Annotated in this window: 21 protein-coding genes; 6 read left to right on the top strand and 15 right to left on the bottom strand. The window is 54.9% G+C overall.

Annotation, left to right across the window (positions count from 1 at the left end; translation table 11 throughout):
- The first annotated feature begins 3 nt into the window (after positions 1 to 3).
- Positions 4 to 159, top strand: coding sequence for a hypothetical protein (locus ACR0IP_RS08530; RefSeq protein WP_480524980.1), 156 nt, complete (start codon positions 4 to 6; stop codon positions 157 to 159).
- Positions 160 to 626: 467 nt separating this feature from the next.
- On the opposite strand, the gene ACR0IP_RS08525 is transcribed toward ACR0IP_RS08530, so the two are convergent.
- Both ACR0IP_RS08525 and ACR0IP_RS08520 read right to left on the bottom strand, forming a co-directional pair.
- Positions 627 to 1118, bottom strand: coding sequence for an ATP-binding protein (locus tag ACR0IP_RS08525; RefSeq protein ID WP_170718644.1), 492 nt, complete (start codon positions 1116 to 1118; stop codon positions 627 to 629).
- A gap of 16 nt (positions 1119 to 1134) precedes the next feature.
- A complete protein-coding gene (locus ACR0IP_RS08520; protein ID WP_480524978.1) occupies positions 1135 to 2034 on the bottom strand; it encodes a LysR family transcriptional regulator in 900 nt (299 codons plus the stop codon).
- 96 nt (positions 2035 to 2130) lie between these two features.
- On the opposite strand from ACR0IP_RS08520, the gene ACR0IP_RS08515 reads away from it, so the two are divergent.
- Entirely contained in the window at positions 2131 to 2787 is a 657-nt protein-coding gene (locus ACR0IP_RS08515) for a class I SAM-dependent methyltransferase (protein WP_480524977.1), read from the top strand.
- 274 nt (positions 2788 to 3061) lie between these two features.
- Here the strand turns inward: ACR0IP_RS08515 and ACR0IP_RS08510 are convergent, their stop codons facing one another.
- From ACR0IP_RS08510 to ACR0IP_RS08480, 7 genes are all read right to left on the bottom strand, one after another.
- Positions 3062 to 3547 (bottom strand): DUF3124 domain-containing protein, encoded by a 486-nt coding sequence (locus tag ACR0IP_RS08510; protein WP_170377112.1) that lies wholly within the window; start codon positions 3545 to 3547, stop codon positions 3062 to 3064.
- 344 nt (positions 3548 to 3891) lie between these two features.
- A complete protein-coding gene (locus ACR0IP_RS08505; RefSeq protein ID WP_480524975.1) occupies positions 3892 to 4908 on the bottom strand; it encodes a D-cysteine desulfhydrase family protein in 1017 nt (338 codons plus the stop codon).
- 16 nt (positions 4909 to 4924) lie between these two features.
- Positions 4925 to 5653, bottom strand: a complete 729-nt coding sequence (locus ACR0IP_RS08500; RefSeq protein WP_480524973.1) for a TSUP family transporter — start codon at positions 5651 to 5653, stop codon at positions 4925 to 4927.
- A 37-nt stretch (positions 5654 to 5690) separates the two neighbouring features.
- Positions 5691 to 6431, bottom strand: coding sequence for an aspartate/glutamate racemase family protein (locus ACR0IP_RS08495; protein WP_170690309.1), 741 nt, complete (start codon positions 6429 to 6431; stop codon positions 5691 to 5693).
- A 28-nt stretch (positions 6432 to 6459) separates the two neighbouring features.
- Positions 6460 to 7698: an FAD-dependent oxidoreductase gene (locus ACR0IP_RS08490; RefSeq protein WP_170690311.1), complete on the bottom strand. Its 1239-nt coding sequence runs from the start codon at positions 7696 to 7698 to the stop codon at positions 6460 to 6462.
- 4 nt (positions 7699 to 7702) lie between these two features.
- Positions 7703 to 9916, bottom strand: a complete 2214-nt coding sequence (locus ACR0IP_RS08485) for a TRAP transporter fused permease subunit (protein ID WP_170690313.1) — start codon at positions 9914 to 9916, stop codon at positions 7703 to 7705.
- Between the two features lie 80 nt (positions 9917 to 9996).
- A complete protein-coding gene (locus ACR0IP_RS08480) occupies positions 9997 to 11004 on the bottom strand; it encodes a TAXI family TRAP transporter solute-binding subunit (protein WP_170377124.1) in 1008 nt (335 codons plus the stop codon).
- A gap of 137 nt (positions 11005 to 11141) precedes the next feature.
- Between ACR0IP_RS08480 and ACR0IP_RS08475 the strand changes: the two genes are divergently transcribed.
- Both ACR0IP_RS08475 and ACR0IP_RS08470 read left to right on the top strand, forming a co-directional pair.
- Positions 11142 to 12101, top strand: coding sequence for a LysR family transcriptional regulator (locus tag ACR0IP_RS08475; protein WP_480524970.1), 960 nt, complete (start codon positions 11142 to 11144; stop codon positions 12099 to 12101).
- Between the two features lie 288 nt (positions 12102 to 12389).
- Positions 12390 to 13289 carry a histone deacetylase family protein gene (locus tag ACR0IP_RS08470; RefSeq protein ID WP_480524968.1) on the top strand — a complete coding sequence of 300 codons (900 nt, stop codon included), beginning with the start codon at positions 12390 to 12392 and terminating at the stop codon, positions 13287 to 13289.
- Between the two features lie 184 nt (positions 13290 to 13473).
- Here ACR0IP_RS08470 and ACR0IP_RS08465 read toward each other — a convergent pair whose 3' ends face one another.
- The 5 genes from ACR0IP_RS08465 to ACR0IP_RS08445 form a co-directional block, all read right to left on the bottom strand.
- Positions 13474 to 14460, bottom strand: coding sequence for a zinc-dependent alcohol dehydrogenase family protein (locus ACR0IP_RS08465; RefSeq protein WP_170377130.1), 987 nt, complete (start codon positions 14458 to 14460; stop codon positions 13474 to 13476).
- Between the two features lie 80 nt (positions 14461 to 14540).
- Positions 14541 to 15386, bottom strand: coding sequence for an enoyl-CoA hydratase/isomerase family protein (locus ACR0IP_RS08460; RefSeq protein ID WP_480524966.1), 846 nt, complete (start codon positions 15384 to 15386; stop codon positions 14541 to 14543).
- A 91-nt stretch (positions 15387 to 15477) separates the two neighbouring features.
- A complete protein-coding gene (locus ACR0IP_RS08455; RefSeq protein ID WP_480524964.1) occupies positions 15478 to 16266 on the bottom strand; it encodes an SDR family NAD(P)-dependent oxidoreductase in 789 nt (262 codons plus the stop codon).
- 12 nt (positions 16267 to 16278) lie between these two features.
- A complete protein-coding gene (locus ACR0IP_RS08450; protein WP_170768162.1) occupies positions 16279 to 17244 on the bottom strand; it encodes an LLM class oxidoreductase in 966 nt (321 codons plus the stop codon).
- 13 nt (positions 17245 to 17257) lie between these two features.
- Entirely contained in the window at positions 17258 to 18034 is a 777-nt protein-coding gene (locus ACR0IP_RS08445; RefSeq protein WP_170718624.1) for a CmcJ/NvfI family oxidoreductase, read from the bottom strand.
- Positions 18035 to 18141: 107 nt separating this feature from the next.
- On the opposite strand from ACR0IP_RS08445, the gene ACR0IP_RS08440 reads away from it, so the two are divergent.
- Entirely contained in the window at positions 18142 to 19053 is a 912-nt protein-coding gene (locus ACR0IP_RS08440) for a LysR family transcriptional regulator (protein ID WP_480524961.1), read from the top strand.
- Positions 19054 to 19681: 628 nt separating this feature from the next.
- On the opposite strand, the gene ACR0IP_RS08435 is transcribed toward ACR0IP_RS08440, so the two are convergent.
- Positions 19682 to 20611 (bottom strand): LysR family transcriptional regulator, encoded by a 930-nt coding sequence (locus tag ACR0IP_RS08435; RefSeq protein WP_170377141.1) that lies wholly within the window; start codon positions 20609 to 20611, stop codon positions 19682 to 19684.
- Positions 20612 to 20716: 105 nt separating this feature from the next.
- On the opposite strand from ACR0IP_RS08435, the gene ACR0IP_RS08430 reads away from it, so the two are divergent.
- Positions 20717 to 21778, top strand: coding sequence for a maleylacetate reductase (locus tag ACR0IP_RS08430; protein WP_480524959.1), 1062 nt, complete (start codon positions 20717 to 20719; stop codon positions 21776 to 21778).

The following is a 21778-nucleotide window of genomic DNA, read 5'->3' as shown; positions in this document are numbered from 1 at the left end:
TTGTTGGCAGCAAAAACTGAAAAAGGATGCAAGGTGATGGCCGCTGCACCGGCAGTTGTTGCAAGAAAGTGGCGACGCGAAATTGACGAGCGGCTGGAAAATGACATGGGTGACCTTTCGAATTGGCTGGCAACGAGAATTGTTGCCGCTTTTGCATAACGATCTTATGACAGTTTTTCCTACCACATTTTGCAGGCTTATTTCAGGGGGTTTGGACGAGCACCATGCACCTGCTCCCGAGAAGTTGCTCAGTGATTGTCTGAGGTGAAACCAAGCCAGAAATGTTTTGATAGCTTGTGGGTAACTTGCTCGGTGCTTCGCACCATTGTCCATGCTGCATTGACGGCGCAAAACTATTCTGAAGGTGATTGCTGGAGCCTGTTCTGGCCGGTGCGTTGCCCAGGCCTGCCAGTGACGTACACTAACCGATAGTCGGCTTAAGCGACATTGCCGGTGTTGCCTCCGCCTTGACCCATGAAGAACCCACTGACATGCGCCTCTTATTGTCGCTCGAACTCTGAACTTGAGACCCCGTGAAAGTTGTCTGTGAGCATTCGCCATCCGTCGATCCAGAGCAGGGGGCGGAACAATGTTTGGAGCCGCCGCGACACTTAGAATTTCTGGCGTTACTGACGGTGAGTTATGATGTTGAAACCTTCTACGGGTGATGGTGGCACGAAATGCCGCGCAATTCGGCGATATTGATCTTCCGTTGCTGCAAAGGCATGAGCGCCTTCTCTGTTGCGCTCGCGCAGCCGGTGCAGACAAACCTCATCTGGCACATCCAAAAAGTGAAGGTGGTGCTTCACGGCAGTGTCTTCCAGCAGGTCGCGCATCCAAGCTCTATTTTCAATTGTGTTCGCTGGGAAATCGAGAACGACGGAAACGCCAGCCTTCAGCAGAGAAGCTACGTGACCACCCATGACCGGCCGCAGTTTCAAAGCGCAATTCCTGTAGTCCTGAAGGGACTTCATCTGGTCGCCAAACAGGGCGCTGAGCCATTCATCTTCCGAAATGAGCACGGCCGCGTCTCTTTCCGCGAGTTCCGCTGCCAGAGTTGATTTCCCAGAAGCAACTTTGCCGCATAGCAAGTGAAGCGTTGGAATAGCCTGTGACATTAAGCGAACTCCCGGATTACCTGATGGTCCCTGCGCTAAGTTGGTCCGCCAGTTGATCAAACACCAACCTGATCCTTCTTGCGGTGTGTAACTCGGAGTGCGTCGCCAGCCAAATCGGGAACTTAAACGGCTCACGCTCGGGGAGCACGCGCTCCACACCCGGCGTTAAGGCAGCCACATCATCCGACATTACACTTATGCCAAAACCTTGGCGTACTAGTTCCCAGGATACAATCCCACTTTGTGAGCCAATCCTGAAGCTTTTTCGGGTGACTTTAATGCCCGCCGGATCGAGAAAACCGATCATCGTGTCGATGTCCCCGAACCCGACAAAGTCCAATTTCGCAAGTTCATTTTCATTTTTCGGCCGTCCCACCTGATCAAGATACGAAGGTGCTGCGTAAAAATGGGCGCTGGCCTCGGCGACAAGCTTTGCTGTCAGATCCGGCTGAGTTGGGCGTACATGTCTGATGGCGATATCAGCCTCACGACGCTGTATGTCTCTTATGTCATTTGCAGCAACGATGTCTATCTCTAGTCGCGGTGCCGCAAGTCTGATCTTTTTCAGTATCGGCGGCAGCTGGTAGGCAGACATCACATCGGATGCAGTAATCCTGACTTGCCCCTCAACAGCTTGCGACAGGCTTGTCGCAGTAAGAGAAATCCTGTTTGCTACATCCGCCATTTCTCTGACATGCAACAAAAGCTCGGCGCCAGCGGTCGTCAAATTAAGCGACTTGCCAACTCTTTCAAACAGGGTGATGCCAAGCGCCGTTTCCAGTGCCGCAACTTGACGACCGACAGTGGGTTGAGTTTGCTCAAGAACGCGCGCCGCTGCGGAAAATGAGCCTTCTTCGGCTGTCGCAAGAAAGGACCTTACTTGATTCCAGTCGAAATTGATGGCGTTCCAATTCATGCATTTATGCATAACAGTTCTGCGGATTGTGGCAATTCCATAAATGATTGTTTGGAAGTAAAGGGTACGGCAACAACCTTGTAAGAGAGAAATGAAATGACTGCTTTGTCCAAGGATGCGGCGTTCTGGAGCAAAATTTCGAAAAAGTATGCGGCAGACCCAATCCGCAACATGGAAGGGTATCTGAAAACGCTCGAGATTACGAAATCGTACCTGAAAGCGGACGACAACGTACTGGAAATCGGGTGCGGGACGGGTTCAACCGCGCTGCTGCTTGCACCGCATGTTGCCCATATCACCGCGACGGACCTCGCTCCGGGCATGATCGAGATTGCCGATGAGAAGCGTGCGAAAGAAGGATTGGAGAATGTCACTTTCAAGGTGGCCGAAGTTCTTGAGCACGGTCTTGACGAAGGGTCTTACGACGCGGTCCTGGCGCACAATTTGCTTCATCTCCTGCCCGATTTGGACCAAGCGCTTGAGCACATTTCCGCACTTACAAAACCCGGTGGGTTTTTCATATCCAAAACCGTTTGCGCACCTGAGAACGGTGGTTTTAAGTATGCGATGATCAGCCGGGTCGCGATCCCAATCCTGCAGGCTATTGGTAAAGCCCCATTTGTGCATTTTGTGCCTGGATCAGTGCTTGAAAGTAAAATTGCGTCCGCAGGTTTCGATATCCTCTATACGTCTGATCAAGCCTCAATGCTCCAAAGCCGCTATATTGTCGCGCAAAAAAAACTTGAAGGTTAAGTTCGTTCAGCGGCATCCATTGAACGATCTTTGCGTCACATTGCGCGTTACTTTCTTACTGGAATGAACGGAGTTACTTGGTTCTGCTACTGCCTAAAGAAAGATATTGCGAAAGGCTGTTTTGTCCGCCCCAACGCCATCTAAGTTCTTGTAGCCAGGGTTGGCTAATAGCCCAAAGTGGGTTCCTGTCGCTGTCGCAATTAATAGTCAGATAGGACAAAGTACTAGCGCGATGATCGAGTTGGCTATTTCGAAGCAAAAGTAGTGATGGGTGCTACGGTGTTTGTGACAACACCTGACCTCGACTTGTAAAAGAGATTCCTTGAGTGCCGCTTCCACCGACCATGATTGCTTCAACGATGGGGGGCTGTACTGGCACTTCTGCCGACCAGGTGACGACGAAGTTCGCGCCAATCCCGTCTCCGACACTACCAATAGGAACAAGCGCATTGATCGACCCAAATGGCATCAGTTGAACGGGCTCATTGATGAGAGTTTCCAGAAGCTGCCCCGCTCTGTCGTAATAGTCGACACGCTCAACTTTGATCTCTGATTGAGCACTAATGTTGTGCACAACAAGGGTAGAAGCGAGCGGTTCGCTGCGACCCTCCTGCGTGAAAACTCGCGAGTAAGATGGAACATAAATGACTTGAGAGGTTACAGTCTCTGCAACCTGTGCGAATGAAAGGCTTGGTACGGTCATCAACGAAGCCAAAACCATTGAGAATGCACAGAAAGTTCTGCGGGAGAAAAACTTCATGTAGGCGAATGCTCCGTTTCTTCTGTTGTCAAAATGAGCATACGGATGACAAGATTCGGCGCAAGAATATGTCTGCTTTGTCCCCCACCCCGTCATCTACGGGTCTTGCTGCTAAGGTCCTCACTTGAGCCTTTGTTGTAGTTGTCGGCATCGGAACATCAAGTGCTTTGACGGTCATCGAGGCACAGAAAGGGAATTGATTTGAGACGTAGGTTTGTTCTGCTGACAGGGTGATCTGGCGGCGGAAAATCAACCCCGCTAAAGGCTTTGGAAGAGCGTGGGTTCGATCCGGGTAATGGTCATGTTTTCTGTTCTCCCAGTATTGGAAATTTTTTGGGGGGGATTTAGGATAGGCCGCTTGCCAACTCGTTTTGGTACCCAAAGAGTGCAGGCAATCCACCCGTGTGCACCATGACGACTTTCTGTCCGGGTTGGATTTTCCCTTCGCTTACCAAATGCAACAACCCTGCGAAGGTTTTTGCGGTATAGACGGGATCAAGGAATATTCCTTCTTTGCGAGCCATCTTGTCCAATGCAGCCCGCGTGCCTCCACTGAGTTTGCCGTAGCCGGGAGGCAGCGCTTCGTCCATGACGTTAAGCCTGTCATGCAACGGCGCTGCGTCGATATCCAACAAATCCGCTAGTTTCTGCAGAACGGTTTTCATGCGGGCCATTTGCTTATCGCGATCGCGGCGTACGCAGACGCCAAACACAGAAGCGGTGTTTTCTTCCAAGGCTACTCCAGTCAACAAGCCGCCATGTGTGGCTCCACTACCTGAGGGTACAACAATCGCATCGATATCAGGCATCTGCTGACACAATTCTTGTCCAGCGACGACGTAGCCCAAAGCACCCAACGGCGGATGGTATAATCCCAGATGAATGACATAAGGTTTGCGCCCTTCTGCTTTCAACTCGTCGGCGCGAGCTTGCAACGCAGCGTCCGCACCGACTTCGTCCTCGCCCTCGGGGTAGGTCATGTGTTCGGCACCCAGAATTTGTGCCAAAAACACATTCCCAGAGCTGTAATACGCCTCGCCCATATCCGACACACGCTCTTCCAGTTGCAGGACGGATTGCATGCCCAGTTTTGCTGCGGCGGCTGCCGCAGACCGAACAAAGTTTGACTGAACTGCGCCGGTGATCAGAATGGTATCCGCACCTTTCTGAAGGGCATCACCGAAATAGAACTCAAGCTGCCTCGTTTTGTTTCCGCCAAACCCAAGCCCGGTTAGGTCATCGCGTTTCAGCCAGAGGTCGATGCCCAATTCCGAAGACAACCTGTCCAACCGCTCCAATGGGGTTGGGCCTGACATGAATTGGGCGCGAGGAAATCTGTCCAGTTTGTTGTCTTGTGTCATCGTCTGCCCTTCGAGTTTACGCGATCGCGAATGCGCGATGAAAGAGAACGCCACAGGCTATCAGAGATACCACGCGGATAGCGGTTGTGACCAAGGTCTGAGGCAAATAGGGACCCACTGCTCGACCAAAAAGGCTGCCGATCAAGGTGAGTGCCACGAAACCCCATAGCTGCGGGCCATAGGCCAATGCTTGCGTCTCGGACAGGCTGTGCAACAGGAATGCGATGCCGTACGCCACCAGCGCAATGGGTTGCACCAACTTGGCAACCTCTTTGGCGGTGCGGCCTTTCGCAATCAATCCAAAAACCATTAGCGGGCCGGGCGTCGCTACCCAAACAGTCGCCAGCCCGGACAAGCCGGAAACGGTCGAAAACCCTGCTGTTCCAAGTGAGCGACGCAGGGGCAGCAAGGTCGTCACAAACCCGATCAGCAACAGGCTGGCTGTTAGGGCAAGGACAAACGCTTCGCTCAGCCAAGGGTATACGACAAGGCCCGCGACCACTCCGATGAGGCATCCGATGATTGCCGTTCGAATGGTCTGTCGGTCGGCCTTCAGCACCTGCCGGTCTGTCGCGACCGCTGAAACGACAGTATTCAAAAGCAGCAGTATTGGAACGGCGGTTGATGTACCAAGCAAGATCATCATAGGCGGTCCGGCAAGGATGCTAAACCCGATGCCGACACCGACTTGCAGCATTGCGCCAAGGCCGATGGCAACCATCAGGATGGTTAGGTCGACGGACACTAAAATCCTCCAAGTCCCGCGCGATACTGCTGTTCCTTTAGGTCCAAGGCATGATGCCAACATAGGAATTGCGCGTCGCAACGGTATGCGCCATCTGCGCCAGTGTCGTCAAATCGAAGACGGGAAGTTGCAACTCGTCCTGAAGGCGCGCCGCATAAGGCGGCAGATCGGTACACTCCAACACAAGCGACCGTATGTCCGGCGCTTGGCGTTTAAGTCGCCGCGCCGCCTCAAGGACTTCTGCCTCAATGAGATCAGTGTCCATGCGGGTGCGCGTGTTTCGTAGGATCACCTCAGCGAATTCGTTGGTGTCCTCTAGGCCTTGTACCGCGACGGGAATGCCCGCCGCGCCGACGCCTTCGAAATGCTTCGGCGTCAGGGCAGATGCATCCGCGGTCAACACGCCCACCGGCGCATTCGCCCCGGACATGTGAAAGGCCAAAGGCACCTGTATCAAGCTGGATGCAAAGACGGGAACGGAAACCGCCGCAGCCAGTTCCTTTTGAAACAAAGCCAGAAATCCGCAGCTTCCCGTGATTGCCCGAACGCCCTCGGCCTCAAGCCGTTGCGCGCCCTTGATAAAGGGTGCCAGTAGATCGGGTGTCGGGTTGTTGAGTAGGGTCGGTACGGTGATGCCGTCGATCATTTCGTAGAGAACGGGAAACGGAAGGCTGGACGGATTCTTGATGTGCCCGGGCGGTTTGGGGAAATAGCTTTCAAGGCACAAAACCCCGATCGAAGCCCCACATATGTTTTGGCCACCTTCGTAAATTGGCATGGTGCTCAGGTCCTTTCGAATAGGAGATTTAGAAACGGGCCAGCGAGAACGGGTCCAAGTTGATATTCGGGCTGCGTCCGGACACCAGATCCGCCACAAGTTCTCCGGTCTTTGGCGCCATCATCAGCCCGTAATGAGAATGGCCGAAGGCGGCAAAAAGCCCGCCATTTCCGTTCAGCGGCCCAATCGCTGGCAGGCTATCGGGAAAAGAGGGGCGCCGGCCCATCCAGAACTGTGCCTCACCAGTGTTGAGGTCCGGCACCAAAGATTTTGCTTGATCGGTGAGTATTTTTTTCTTGCGCGGATCTGCTGGGGCATCGACACTGCCAAACTCCGCCGTACCGGCAACCCTGAGGCCGCCCTGCATCGAACTTGCGACAACCTTTGCGTCCACATCCATGACCGAGTTGTTCAGCACAGCCGAAGGGGCCGGGAATTCGACGTGGTAACCCCGCTCGGCCACCAACGGCACAGGTATGCCAAGGGGTTTGAGCAGGTCGGCAGACCACACTCCGGCCGAGAGGACAACATTGCGCGCGTGCAGCGTGTCATGTGACGTGGCAAGCTTCCAAATACCGTCTTCGGTGTGGCTCAGCTTGGTGACTTCGGACCGCACAAACTCGGCCCCTTGCGCACGTGCTTTTTCGGCCAATACAGCGCCCAAACGCCCGGGAGACGTTGCGCGAGCCTGACCTTTGATCACAATCGCAGCCTTGAGGTCTTTTGACAGCGCTGGTTCCAGGCGCCGCAATTCAACGCCATCGACACGCTCCAATTCACCGCCTTTTTCCTGGCGGATTAGATAGCCAAGATCATCGAGGTTGGCTTGTTCAGGGTTCCGGAATGCGTGGATATAGTAACTGTCCACGATCAGCGATTCGTGGCCCGTGCCCTGCAGGTGCCGACGGTACAGATCAATGGACGGACGACACAAAATCTCCATCGCATCCGAGATTTCGCGAACCGTCTTTTCGCCGGACTTACCCAGAAAGCGCAGCCCCCACGGGATCATCTTCGGCCAGAAGGACGCCCTGACCGAAAGCGCGCTTTTCGGGTCCAACAGCATTTGGGGCAGCTTTTTCCAAATCCCCGGAACGGCCTGCGGAATAATGGACCAAGGCGACACAACCCCCGCGTTGCCGAACGAGGTTTCCTGCCCGGGGTCGCTCCGGTCGATTAAACGGACCGGTATACCCCGCTCCTGCAGCGACAGCGCGCAACAAATGCCGACGATCCCTGCGCCGATGATAGTTACTTGCTCTGTCATCGTATCAGGCCGGGGAATGGCTGCGATTGCGCGCGATCAGTTGGCTGACAATAACCGGCGAGGCGACAGCAAGCGCGATTAGGTCAGCCGTCAGGCTGGGCGCAACAAAGATCACCCCCGCGATGGCCATCAGTATACGCGAAGCGATGTTCAGTGGTTTCAGCCAGTATCCGACCACAGCTGCGGACAGGGCGATGACCCCGGCGATACAACTCGTGGCGGTGTAGGTGAACTCCCACAGGTTGAACCCGGTTGAGGACACGAACAATAGGACAGGCGCATAAACGAAGGCCATTGGCGCGATCACCTTGCCCAACCCTAGGGTAAAGGCAGAGAGACCAGTTCGGAACGGGTTGGAGTTCGCAATGGCCGCTGCCGCATAGGCCGAGGTGCAGACGGGCGGCGTGATCTCGGACACCACACCGTAATAGAGTACGAACAGGTGGCTTGCGATCGGCGGGACACCCAGCTGCGCCAACGCGGGCTGTGCGACAGAGACTAGCATAATGTAAAGCGCAGTGGTGGGGATGCCGGCGCCCATCAGGATGCAAACAATGGCAATGAAGACCAGCGAGATGAACAGTTGCAGGTCTTCCATCGCAAACAGCTGCCAGCTGCCAAACGAGATCATATTGTAGAGGTCTGAGGCCAGGTTGCCTGCGCCCTGAGTGACCATGAACCCGATACGGAAGCCAATGCCGGTTGTGTTGATAACACCGACGACAATGCCGACGGCGGCAGCCGCGGCGCCCACGGCCAGCGAGTATTTCACTCCCAACTCAACCGCTTGCAGCATCTCGGGCACTTCGATCCGTTTCTGCGGGTTCAGCGTGGCGATCACCGACAAGGCACAAAGGATCGCCGTCATCGTCAGATCGAACCCGCCATCCGAGAATTTCCACAGCACGAAGGCTAGGAACGCCGCGGCATAGATCAGCGTGGGCGGTTGTTTGATGCGCGACATGCCTGCGATCACTGCCAGAGAAATCCCGCAGAAGGCGGACATGAACGGCGTATATCCTGTGAACAGCACGACCAGCAGACCGATCAGCGGTACAATGTTGGCCCAACCTTCGGCCCAGACGGCCTTGAGCTGCGGCAGTTGCTCTTTCGCCAAGCCCTGCAGGTTCAGCTTGCGTGCCATCAGGTGCACCACGGCAAAGACGCCGACATAGTGAAGGATCGCTGGGAAGATCGCGGCGATGACGATGGTGGTGTAGGGCACCTCAAGGAACTCTGCCATGATGAAGGCCGCTGCCCCCATGATCGGCGGTGTGATTTGCCCTCCGGCTGACGATGCGGCTTCGACGCCGCCCGCAAAATGGCCGGGGTACCCAAGGCGCTTCATGTTGGGAATGGTCAGCGCGCCGGTCGAAACGGTGTTGGCCACCGAAGATCCCGAGATCGTGCCGAAGAATGCCGAGGATACCACCGACACTTTTGCCGGCCCGCCGGTATAGCGGCCCGCCAAAATGGTTGCGTTGTCGATGAAGAGTTGCCCCAATCCGGTGCGCTGCGCGATCACGCCGAACAGGACGAAATGGAACACGATGGTCGAGACGACCCAGAGGGTGACGCCATAGATGCCTTCCTGCGGGAAATACATCGACGACACGAATGTTTTGAAGTTCACACCGGGATGCTGCAGCAAGCCGGGGAAGTATGGGCCCAACAGAGCGTATGAGATAAACACACAGATGATCAGCGGCAGCACCCAACCCAGCGTGCGGCGTGCGATGTCCAGAACCAGCAGGATGATGATTACGCCCAAAACCACGTCATAGGTGTTCGGGTTGCCCATTCGGAACGTCTGTTCCTCGATCCCCAGAAACGGAATGCCGCGCCATGCGACCCCAACATACAGCGCAGCGATGATCCCCAGCGCCATAAAAACCAAGTCGTACAGAGGGATGTTGCCGATACGGAACCGGCTGACCTTGAGCGCATAGAGGTTTTTGGAGCCGATGATAGGAATTGTCGCGTAGACCAGAATGAACAGCAACGCCAGATAGATACCCATGTGCCAATGGTCGGCGGGCAGGCCGAAACCGGCTGTGAAGAATTCGTAGAACGCAAGGATCAGGGCAACGACGCGCAGTACCTTGCCTGCGGTGGGCGTGACCTGCCGGACGGCGGCGCCTTCGTCGAACTGTTCTTCGATGGCGGCCAGTTCCTCGGCCGTCAGTTCGTGGTCATCAAGTTTCTGGGTCTCGGACATGATGGCCCCCCGATTTCGCATAATTCCAGAGTGCGGTGCCCCGCGCAGGGGCACCGACGACAATTGTCAGTAAGCTACGATTACTGAAGCAGACCGGCTTCCTTATAGAATTTCTCGGCCCCAGGATGCAGAGGCACACCCAGCGCCTCGACACCATCCAGCGCCGTATCGGGCGTGATCTGCTTGCCTTTGGCGTGACCATTGTCCAACAGCTTGCGGGTATTGTCGTTCCACAGCGCCTTGGTCAGGCCGTAGACCAGTTCGTCGGACAATTCCGAAGACACTACCAACATCGCGCTGACCGCCGGGGTTTTGGTTTCACCGTCGATACCTTCATAGACGCCACCCGGGATGGCCGAGGGGATGTATGCCGGAATGATCTCGTTGATCTTCGCCATGTCCTCGTCGCTGAAGGAATGCAGGTTCATGCCCTTGGTTGACGACAGCTGCACCATCGCGGCAACAGGCCAGCCTGCAGCGTAGAAATAGGCATCCAGCTGTCCGTCTGCCAGACGCTCGGCGCTTTGGCTGTTGTTCAGCTCGGCCTCATCCATGTTGTCACGGTTGACGCCCCAAGCGTCCAGCATCTGCAGCACGGCAACCTGTGTACCGGAACCGGCTTGCGCGATGCCGACGCGCTTGCCTTCCAGATCGCTCAGATCGTTGATCGTCTCACCGGCAGGCAGAACCAAGTGCAGGTCTTCGGGGAACAGGTTGGCCACGATGCGAAGATTGGGGTGAGGTTTGCCCTCGAACTTACCCTCACCCAGATACATCGAGCGGGTGACGTCGGCTGCGGCCAGACCGGCCTCAAGCTCTCCGTTCTGAACGGCGGCGTTGTTGAACACCGATGCGGTGGTGGATTGAGCGATAGCAATCAGTCCCGGTACGCCGCACTGGCCGCCCTCTTCGCAGGGGCGCGAACCTGGAGGGGCGGAGATTCCGTTTGCGATGGTGCCGCCAATGGGGAAGTAAGTTCCGCCTGCGCCGCCGGTGCCGATGCGGAAAAAAGTTGGGTCCTGTGCTAGTGCCGGGGCGGCAAGTGCGCCTGCCAGGGCCAGTCCCGTCAAACATTTCACAAATTTCATCATCATCTCCCTTGTTGGATCGTCGGATTCGGTTCGGCCGAATTTCGATCCTGCAAGCGTAGTAGCAATTTTCATAAATACAAATTTGTTATATTTCATAAAACTAAGGTTTAGCTTATATATTGACCATGAACCTTATGCAGTTGACCGTTTTTCGCGAAGTGATGGAGACCGGCTCTATCTCTCAAACAGCCAAAAAACTGAACCGCACCCAGCCTGCGATCAGTCTGGCCTTGAAGAACCTTGAAAAGACCCTTGGCCTGACACTGTTCGAGCGTAAGGGACGGCGATTGGTCCCGGTTCCCGAAGCGCATTACCTTTTGGCCGAAACAACAGGTATTCTGGATCGCCTCGCGACGATTTCCAGTACAATGGAAGGGTTGATTAAAGGGCATTCCGGCAGTCTGAATATCGCTACAATGCCGGGTCCATCCGCTTTCTTGTTCCCGCGTTTTATCAGCCAATCAGTCGGCGAAAACCCCGAGATACGTATCACATTGTCTACACGCAGTTCGCCTCAGATTATTGAGCTTGCAGGCACGCAGAATATTGATTTCGGCTTTGCAGACTTCGATCATTCAACCGGGAAAGAGCCTCAGTATTCAACAGAACTGATCCGGGCAGATTGTTTTTGTGCCGTCGATCGTGACAGCCCACTTGCTTCACGTGGGACCATATCCATTTCCGATCTCGACGGAGCGCCTATGGGTGGATTGCATGCCACGCACCCGTTCCAGCGTAAAATTCGGCAAGAGTTTCAAGATGTTTCAGCTGACTACAACCCAACAGTGACCTGTCAGTACTTTCTACCCTTGATACCCTTTGTGAGCTCAGGTCAATGTTATTCGATCGTGGATCCTTTGACCGTAGCGACTGAACAAGAACTAAACCTGTCCAACGGAAAAGTCGCGTTCGTGCCCTTCGAAAAGCCGCTCAGATATGAGTACGCGCTTCTTGAGCCAGACCACCGACCACCGTCTCAACTGGCATTAAAGATCAAAGCGGGCTGGAAAGCTGAAGTTTTAAAGATGTTGGCAGGGGTGAATGCCAACCCTCATGCAATTGGGATAGATGAAACAGGAAGAGAGCAAACCTGAATGGCATTGTTTTACATACAGAAAACTGATCGGAGGGAATGCCGACTTGGATCGACTTGCGACAAGTATACGAATGTTAGCTATGGGGCCGGAACCTCAAGTTTCTTGGACCGGACCAAAAGTTGGCTTTGTCCCGTACGCCGGACATTCGCATCAGATATCAACTGTCACCTTATTGCAAATTTGCGCCCGTCATGAAACGCATTGCTATTGGCGGCGGACGTTGCAGATCTGTTCGGTGATCAGCTATGCTTTGGCGCATTGCATGAGTTTCCTTTTAACTAAGTCATGAGATTTTACGCTCCCCACAGATCCTCCCTTACCCTGCCTTCCGGACATCGGTTTCCGCAGGACAAGTACAGAATGCTCCATACGCTACTGCTGAAAGACGGTGTTCTTCAGGAGGCGCAGCTGGCGGAGTCTTTGCCAGCCAGCGATGAATCGATACTGCGCGCGCACGCCCCCGATTTTGTCGCGCAGTTTGAAAACGGGGAACTGGAAGAAAAAGCCATGAAACGGATTGGGTTTCCGTGGAGTCCGGAACTCGTGAGGCGGGTTCGCGCCACAGCCGGTGGCGCAATTGCTGCTGCTGAGACAGCTCTGGAGTACGGTATCTCAGGGCAGCTCGCTGGGGGCACGCACCACGCCCATCCGACTTTTGGATCTGGCTATTGCGTCTACAACGATCAGGCCGTCGCGGCGCTCCAAATGCTTGCGGCTGGCATAGTCAAAAGAGTCGCGATCATCGATCTTGATGTCCATCAGGGCGATGGCAGCGCCGCCATTTTCGCTACCAACCCATCGGTCTTCGTCTTTTCGATGCACGGCGAAAAGAATTTTCCGTTCCGAAAGTTTCCGGCGGATCTCGATGTTGCCTTGCCGGATGGCACCTGCGACGAGGATTACCTTCGCGCCTTAGCCGATAACTTGCTGGTTGTGTTTGGATTTCGCCCCGATCTCATTCTATACCAAGCGGGCGTTGATCCGCTGGCAGAAGACAAACTAGGGCGGCTTGCGCTGACCCATGATGGCCTTATCCAACGCGATCAGGCGGTGCTGCATGCCAGCAAAGTTCGCGGCATCCCGGTCTCGATGGCAATCGGCGGCGGCTATGCCGATCCCATTGAGGCTTCCGTCACGGCTTACGCCAATACCTACCGGGTCGCAAAGAAGCTTCACCGATTTTGATGGCAGATATGATCACTGTGATTTGACATTTTTGCTGTATTTCCATGGACGGTTGTGAACCCAAAGTAAAATTGGATGCAAACGGCTCTTAGGTCAGCAATGCAAGATGTGCGTCATCAAATGCAGCTCAAACTGAGTTGGTACGAATAGTCACTATGCGCGCACCAACCCCAGTTGAATCTTGTCACGCCTCCACTATGACCTTTCCGACCGCAGATCCATTCGTCAGGTGCCCATAAGCTGCACCGACATCGGCCCACCCAAACTTATGTTCGTCAACGATCGGTTTGAGCGCGCCTTCATCCGCCAGATCCGCCAGTATCCGCAGGATGTCGCCATGTGTTTGACGCCCGACATCGTGCATCATCGGGATCAGCATGAAAACGACGTGCAGAGACAGACCTTTGAAATGCACAGGCGTCAAATCAATCTCGACCAGCGCGACCGTTGAGGCGACATGGCCATTGAGCCTGGCGGCTTCAAACGAGTTCGTCATGTTCGGACCGCCAACGCTATCGAACACTACATCGAAGCCCAAACCGCTGGTGTGCTCAGCCACGTAGTCCTGGACCTTTTGCGTTGTGAAGTCTATCGGCCGCGAGCCCAGCTCTTGGATCAGGGCCATCTGATCCGCGCCGCGACCCGTTGCGGACACTTTGGCGCCAAGATGGCGGGCGATTTGGATGGCAATGTGACCAACGCCACCGGCACCACCTTGCACCAGCACGGTCTGCCCTTCGCCAACATCAGCGCGGGTCAGCCCTTCGTAGGCGGTGATGCCGACGAGAGGCAGTGCTGCGGCTTCCCGCATGCTCAGTTTCTTGGGTTTGTGGGCAATCAGGCGCGCATCTGCATTAATGTACTCCGCCAAAGCGCCCGGGAGATCCATCAATCCACCTGCGCAGCCATATACCTCATCACCTACGGCGAAGTCTGTCACGCCTTCGCCAACTGCGACGACCGTCCCAGCGAAATCCATGCCAAGTACGGCGGGCAATTGAGGGGACAGAGGCAGGTCCGCGCCCATGCTTCGGATCATTGTGTCGACGGTGTTGACGCTGGTCGCGGCCACTTTGACGACAACATGTCCGGGTGTCGCGACCGGATCGGGAATTTCAGCAAGCTCGAACAGCGCATCGGGTCCGTAAGAGTTGAGAACCATTGCTTTCATTGGGATTTTCCTTTTGTGAGATGCTGTCAGGCCCACGTCGGAACCACGCACGCCTGACGAGATTATTGTCTTGGGGATGGTCAGTTGATGTCCTGCACCTGCATCACCAGATCGCCCCATTTGCGCTGGTTCTCGATGTCGTGTTCCAAACCTTGTTCATCCGCGATCATGAAACGTTTTACTGCCGGAGTTTTGCTGGTCGCCTGATACAGCCAATAGGCTTCGGCCTTCAGCGCCTCATCAATGGGCTTGTCGATGGATTCATAGGCCATCTGCTTGCAGGCATTTATCGACTCTGCAGGGAATTGGGCGATCCGTTCGGCCAGAGCAGTCACATACGGGCCGATTTCATCCGCTTCCAAAGCCTTGTTGATGGTGCCCAAACGTTCGGCGTCATCCGCGTCATAGTCTTGCGCGCTCAGGATGATCTCAAGCGCTTTGCCAAGGCCGGTTTGACGGGCCATACGCGAGGCGCCACCGCCGCAGGGCAGGATGCCCATTCCGACCTCCATCTGCATAAACTTGTATTTTCCCCGCGCGGCAAATCGCATATCCAACGCCAAGGCCAATTCGTGTCCGCCACCGCGCGCAAACCCTTCCAGCTTTGCGATGGTAGCCTGTGGTACCTTGCTGATCCGCTCGCAAACCGATTGCAGGTCCAGAAGCTGAGCGTCCTCGCGGGAGACGGCTGCGGTCGACATGTCCTTAAGTAGCTCGGTATCGTAGTGGCAAACCCAGATTTCCGGATTGGCCGACTGAAAGATAACGACCTTGGTGTCGCGGTCTCGCTCTAGCCGCATTGCCAGACTGTTGAGGTCGGCCAGCATTTCCTGGCCTTGCACGTTCACGGAGCCAAAGTTGAAGGTGACCGTGGCGATGCCGTTCTCAACAGCTACGTCAAAGGTTTGAAAGTTCTTGTATTTCATCAGGCAGTCCTTTCTTGGGCCTCGACGCAGGACGCGTGAGGGGTAGGGGAGTGTTGAAGGTGGAAGTGCTCGGCGTTTTCGCGCCGGATGGTCAGCCCGTCTGGCTGATCAAGTCTCTGATGGCGTTCATGACGTCGGCAGCGTGGTTTTCGTCGAGCGCTGCGGCATGGGGATCAGCGAAAGCCCCACTGTCATTGTCGAAATAGGCTCCTGCGGCATCCGCAAACCGCACACCCAAGGCTGCGTCAATCAAGATATCAGCGCCAATATTCATATCGTTCCCTGCGAGGCCAAAGCCTTCTTTCACCATTTTTGATGCCAAAAGAGATCCGGGATTCACCGCGACCATCACTGGTGCATTCGAAAGCGATTTGGCCCATTCGCGGGTCCAGATGGTGATCGCCAACTTACTTTGGGCATAGGCTTCCATGTCAGCCATTGGCACATAGCCCTGCATGGCCTTGAGGTTTACCGGGGCCTGTGCCGCCGATGACAGATTCACGACCCGCCCGTCAGCAGGAATGATCGGCAAAAGCAATTCGGTCAGCAGATATGGCGCAAGCGTGTTCACCACAAAGCGAATGTCCTGACCATTTTCAAGCACGGCTTGCGGGGCTTTCAGCACACCTGCGTTGTTGATCAACACATCCAGTTTGTCATGCTTGGCCCGAACGTTCTCGGCCAGTTTTCGAACCGCGGACAGATCGCTGAGATCAGCAGCATAGGTTTCAACATCGCCTCCGACGGCCGCTGCCGCGCTCTCCAGTTTTGATGCGCTGCGTCCATGGAGGAGCACCTTGTGCCCACCGGCAGCCAGCTTCTTCGCTGTCAGCAGGCCAATGCCGTCGGTTGAACCTGTAATGAGAATAGTCTTGGTCATCGGTCTGATCCTTCAGGAAAAGTCAGGCAGCAGAGTGTCCGCCAGATGTTCGAGGGTTGTGTCGATCGGTGCTTGATTGAACCTTAGGTTCAGCGCGACGTGATTGACCCCGAGCGTTTCAATCTCGCGCAGATAACTGCGCAGGAAGTCGGTGCCCGACTGAAACCCAAGATGGATTGGGCGTGGTGGTGCGGCAGCGTCGGCTACAACATCGACATAGAGCGATTGCATCACAGGCTTATCCGGTTGACCTGCAGCTTTCACGCGTCTGCGGTAATCTGCGATGACTTGACCCTGAGCCGCCGCATTGCGCGGATATGTCATCCAGCCATCTCCGTTCTGCGCGACCCAATCAGGTGATTGTTGGCTGCCACCGGTAATGAGCATAGGCAGACGCGTTCCATGCGGCTTTGGCAATAGATCAATCCCACCATGCAGTTTGCCCTGTGCATTTTCATGCGTCGGGTAAGCCGATCCAACGGCGCGGATGTACTCAACACTATCGCGGAAACGTGCCCCGCGATCTTCAAAGCTCTGGTTCATCGCCGGGTACTCCTCGGGCCGGTCGCCGGACGCGACACCCAACAACAACCGCCCGCCCGAGAGCACATCTGCGGTCGCTGCCGCCTTGGCAACATGAGCGGGGTGACGCAATGGCAGGATCACGCTCGACGTTCCAAGGGCAATCCGATCCGTCGCCGTTGCCAACGCTCCCAGATAGACAAATGGATCGAAAACCTGCCCGGGGTCGCCAAAGCTTGGAACATTGAAGGGCACGTCCCGCAGCCAAAGTGCTGCGAACCCAAGCTCCTCGGCTTTCTGAGCCGCTTCCAAATGCCCTCGTAGCGTCGGTTCTGCCCCGACGGCATAGGCTTCGAGAGGCAATACAAGGCCGACGCTCAGTCGTCCGGGACGGAACACCTGGTTGTAGGCCAAATTGATTTGCTCAAACCCAGCCGGCTGCGTTTCATCCAACATATCTGGCCCTCCTTTAATAGCGCACCAAAGTGCGGCTTTCGATGCTTTTGCGAATGGTAGTGATGTTTGGATCCTCGACCATATCGAGTGCGCTATGAGCAATCGAAGCCAGGCCTTGATTGTCATATATGTTGAAGACCGCGACCTCATCCGGTGTCATTTTGGATTGATAGATCCACTCATGTTTGGGGTTTCCCGCCAGCCCCATGATTTGCCCCACGCGGTCAGGATAGATCAGGTCCAGTAGAATCCAGTCAGACGGGTCGACAGACGACGGCCGTACAAAGCCCAAGGGTGCCGAATTGATCGCATGCTCTACAGGACGCCATACGTTGACAAAGGCAAAATGACCTTGCGCCCACTCCGCTGCGGTCTCGGCACCCAGCAAGTCGACAAGCCGTTGTTCGGCTCCGTCTTTGCTGTAGTCGCTATGAACATTGCGCGCCGGTTTACGTATTGCGTCGGGGTCATCCACCCGAACAGTGTGATCAAAAACCACGACCTCTCTCGCACCCAGCTTGTCCTTCAGCATAGCCTTAAGTTCCGCATCGTAATTCGGTTTCCAGCTGTCGCCTGCAAAGTCTCGGACCTGCGTTTCAAGTGGCATGATTTCAACAGCATCACATGCAAATGAAACTGATGAGGTCGTTGTGCGGTTGTCTGCTAGCACAACGGATGTCGCGACCAGCTCAGGGGAAATCAGGTTGCCAGCGACCCCGCCAGCATCAAGCTCGAAGGCTTGCCGGTAGGATTTGTGAACATGGTATTTGACGGTGGCTGTCCGTGTCATGTGCGCTTCCTGCCTAAGCTTTGCTGTCTCTGTGAAAGAGATTTAATCTCGATCAAATTGAAGATAAACAGCCCAATAATGTATTGATAATTCGGGAAATGAATATAATGGGTTTAGACACAGACGCTCTTCGATTGTTTATAAGGGCAGCAGACATGCTGAACATCAGCGCGGCGGGGCGTGATCTGGGCATGGCCCCAGCAGTCTCCAGCGCAAGGCTTGCCAAGCTAGAGCAGAACCTCGGTTTCGAGCTTTTGCACCGCACGACACGCAAAGTGTCGGTGTCGGTGGAAGGAGCGGATTTCCTGCCCTTCGCCCGTGAGATCATTGCACAGGAAGAGGCGGCATTTGCTGCCTTGGGCAAGCAAATGACAACGATCAAGGGTACATTGCGTTTTGCTGCGCCAAGCAGTTTTGCACAGCTTTACATCGCGCCAATCCTGCCAATGTTCCTTGAACAGCACCCCGATCTCACGCTCGATCTGCGCCTGTCGGATGTGCAGTTCGATCTGATCGAAGGAAGCTATGATCTAGCGCTCAGGAACGCGCCATTGGTCGACACCAGCCTGAAAGGCCGCAAGTTGGCTGATGACCAACGTATTCTTTGTGCTGCGCCACACTACCTCGACACGCATGGCGTTCCTGATACACCAGCCGATTTGACAAACCACCGTCTGATCGCTTTCCAAAACCTCCAACCGCGTTCACTGACAGGACCGGCGGGCGAAAACGCTGTTTTCGATCCCGCATCCGCCAAAGGCCAATTGATTATCGATGACGGTCAAAGTCAGGTTCGCGCCACATTAGCCGGAGCCGGTATTTCCTTGAACGCTCGATGGAGCGTGCATGACCAACTGAAATCAGGTCGTTTGGTACGGGTTCTTCCAAACTTTGAAGCCAGCGAAGACAATGTCTTGTGGCTGATCTATCCGAAGTCCAACGTACTGTCCCCCAAAGTGCGGGTTTTCATGGACTTTCTGGTTGCAGAGATAGGCGCTAAGCCTCCTTGGGAAACATGAGCGCTTTAGGATAATGCGCATTTAGACACTATTACACTAAAATTGGGGACAGGTGCCAAGCTGAAATGCCTTGTCCGATCGCAAGTTTCTGGATTGTCCCGTCCAGCCGTTTTCGCACCTTATCGAATTGCTGCACGGTTTCTGAATGACCGGTACGCGGGCTGCACCACTCCTTTCGAATAGAATTGCCACGCCCGCTCACGCGTTCGCCACGTGGCAGATCAGTCGGAAGCGGCGGCTTCGCCGTCTGGTCTACAAATCAACTGTGATTTCCGTAAGGAAGGTCAGATCGAACGCAACTGTCTTCGGGAGTATGAAAAGTTGGGGTTGGGTCAGTTTTTGACGCAAAGGTCAAATTCGTCTGACATCTAACAAGAAATGTAGAACGTCACCGACAACTGCCTAACCAAAACTCCCAAACCTCAGAAAATTGGTGAATCTCGTCATTCAATTCTGACCCAAACGTCAAGCATCTCTGACCTAAAAACAATGAAATATACAGAGGTTCACTAAACCCAATAAGACCCCTGAGGCAGCGCGCATTGAACAACATGCGTCTATGACCTCGTCCGGGCTTTACAAAGTTACTCAATCTCTAGGGTTTTTCAGGCTAGACCAGTCAGAGAGATCATCCCGCGCTACAAATCAACCGATCAAGCATTTCGAACTTCTGCTTTATGAACTCAAGCACGCGGTTCGACGAAGCAGGCATGCTTCTAGCGCTGAGCGTAACGCATCCCAAGTGTCGGTCGGGATCACCGATTTTTATCGGCAGTGCTGTCAGAGTTTTTTGCCGTTGCATCATAAAGACCACTGAAAAAGGTAAAACGGTCAAGGAGTCAGAACCCGTCAGAACGTTCACAACCGCACTCAAAGACCCGCCTGTGAAACTGATTTTGAGATCTCGCATACCAATACCGTCCAGCGTGTTTCTCAAATCACGAAACAGCGGGCTATTTGCAGGTGGCGCGATCCAGGAAAACTCAGTGATATCTTCCAGCTTCACCTCTTTTTTGCGCGCCAATGGGTGCCCAACACGGCACGCAATGACGTTTCGACCAGGCAGGATTTGACGAAATTCGTACTCATCAGACACGTCTGCCGGGCGCATGGGGAGAATGGCCAAGTCCAGAGTTTCAGCGGACAACTGGGACAAAAGTTCAGTGGGGTATCCATAGGATTGGTCGATCCGAATATTGGGATATTCGGCTTGAAACTCTGCAATCACGTTCGAGATGACACCGTCCATAAAGATCGGCGTACCCGCAACCCGCACTGCACCGGCAATGCCCTGACGGTGTTCGTCCACAACACGACTTGCATGGCGACCTGCGCTTAGGATTCTTTGACCTTCCTGAGCAAGCGCAAGACCAAGCTCAGTGGGTTGCAATGGCCTTCGGGTTGGCAGGAATAGGGGCTCTCCTACCCTATCCTCCAAGAGAGAGACGCTTCTGGAGACACTGGGTTGAGATTTCCCAAGTAAAGCAGCGCCTTCGGTCAAACCTCCGGCCTCGACAATGGCGGCAAGAATCTCGAGATGTCTTGGATCAAGCTTCATAACGCAAAGTTATATTGATGGTCGATAATTCGATCAAGAGTGCTGTCTTTGCCTGCTAGCTTTCCCTCCAGACCCGCAATCCATCGCTTGTCAGGAACGCGCCCAATGGCTCTCAGCACCACCAGCATCAATGGCCAGAAAGTCCGGTTCGGCGCAGGTTTGCGCAACGACATCTGCGCGGAGTTGGCGGAGCTGGGATTGAATAAGGCGCTGATCCTGTCGACACCTCAGCAAGTCGATATGGCAATGGAGCTTGCGACAACAGTTGGGGATCGTGCCGCAGGCGTCTTCACTCGGGCAACAATGCACACCCCGGTCGGCGTGACCGAAGAAGCGGTTGAACACGCGTTGTCAGTCAATGCCGATAGCATTGTCTCTATCGGTGGAGGTTCGACGATTGGCTTAGGCAAGGCGATTGCCCTTCGGACCGGTTTGCCACAAATCGCCATCCCGACCACATATGCCGGCAGCGAGGCTACTCCGATCCTGGGCCAGACTGAGGATGGCATCAAAACTACCCTGACAGACCCGAAGGTTCTGCCGCGGGTCATTCTGTACGATCCCGAACTTGTGGCGTCATTGCCGCCCGCAATGACCGTGACCAGCGCCTTGAACGCAATGGCTCATGCAGCCGAGGCGCTTTATGCCAAGGATCGCACGGATCAGACCACGGAATTGGCGATCGACGGCCTCAAGGCGTTTGCAGAGGGCCTGCCAACCGTTGTCGAATACCCCGACGACCTCAAAGCCAGAGAAGAAACGCAGCGTGGTGCATGGGCCTGCGGCACGGTACTTGGTCTGGTCGGAATGGCGTTGCATCACAAGCTTTGCCATACGCTGGGCGGGTCCTTCAATCTGCCGCACGCGGAAACCCACGCGGTCATTCTGCCCCATGCCATCGCCTACAACGCGGCGGGTGTACCGGATCTGTTGGCACCCGTGTCGGACATTCTTGGAGGTTCTGAGCCCGGCCAGGTTCTTTGGGATTTTTCCAAATCCATGGGCGCACCAATGGCTCTTAAAGACTTTGGCCTGTCAGAGTCCGATCTGGATCGCGCCACCGAAATCGCACTCAAGAACCCGTATTGGAACCCGCAGCCGATCACCGCTGATGGGCTGCGGGCGCTTCTTCAAAACGCGTGGGCGGGTAACGCCCCCAGCGTTTGA

The sequence above is a fragment of the Ruegeria sp. AL11 genome, assembly GCF_056540865.1.
This window is presented reverse-complemented; position numbering and strand designations above follow the sequence as displayed.